At 67.1% G+C, this 672-nt stretch carries 1 pseudogene; it reads left to right on the forward strand.

Annotated elements, in window-relative coordinates:
- Positions 1-672: pseudogene (locus tag EOA29_RS39015) on the forward strand (membrane-bound PQQ-dependent dehydrogenase, glucose/quinate/shikimate family); the annotation flags it as partial.

Below are 672 nucleotides of genomic sequence, written 5' to 3' on the forward strand. Positions count from 1 at the left end.
GGGCGACCTCTATATGCTCGACCGGAGCACCGGAGAGCCGATCATCCCGGTGAAGGAAATGCCGGCGCCGGGTGGCGCGATCGAAGGCGACCATGCCTCGCCGACACAGCCGGAATCGGACCTGTCTTTCAATCCCAAGCCGCTGACCGGCGCCGACATGTGGGGCGTCACCATGTTCGACCAGCTGGCGTGCCGGATCGAGCTCAGGAAGCTGCGCTATGAGGGGCGCTATACGCCGCCCTCGCTGCAGGGATCGCTGATCTATCCCGGCAATTTCGGCGTCTTCAACTGGGGCGGCGTCGCGGTCGACCCGGTGCGGCAGGTGATGTTCGGCATGCCGACCTATCTCGCCTTAACGTCCAAGCTCATTCCGCGCGCTGACGTGCCGCCGCCGGGCGACAACACCAAAGGCAGCGAACAGGGGCTCAACCGCAACGAGGGCGCGCCTTACGCGGTGGTGATGGGACCGTTCCTGTCGCCGCTCGGCATTCCCTGCCAGGCGCCGCCCTGGGGCTATGTCGCCGGCGTCGATCTCAGGACGGGAACTATCGCCTACAAGCATCGCAACGGCACCGTCTACGACATGACGCCGCTGCCGCTGCCGTTCAAGGTCGGCGTGCCGGGCATTGGCGGGCCGATGGTCACCGCCCGCGGGGGCGCCTTCCTGTGCGC

Origin of the sequence: Mesorhizobium sp. M1E.F.Ca.ET.063.01.1.1 (genome assembly GCF_003998155.1) — a bacterium.
GTDB lineage: Bacteria > Pseudomonadota > Alphaproteobacteria > Rhizobiales > Rhizobiaceae > Mesorhizobium.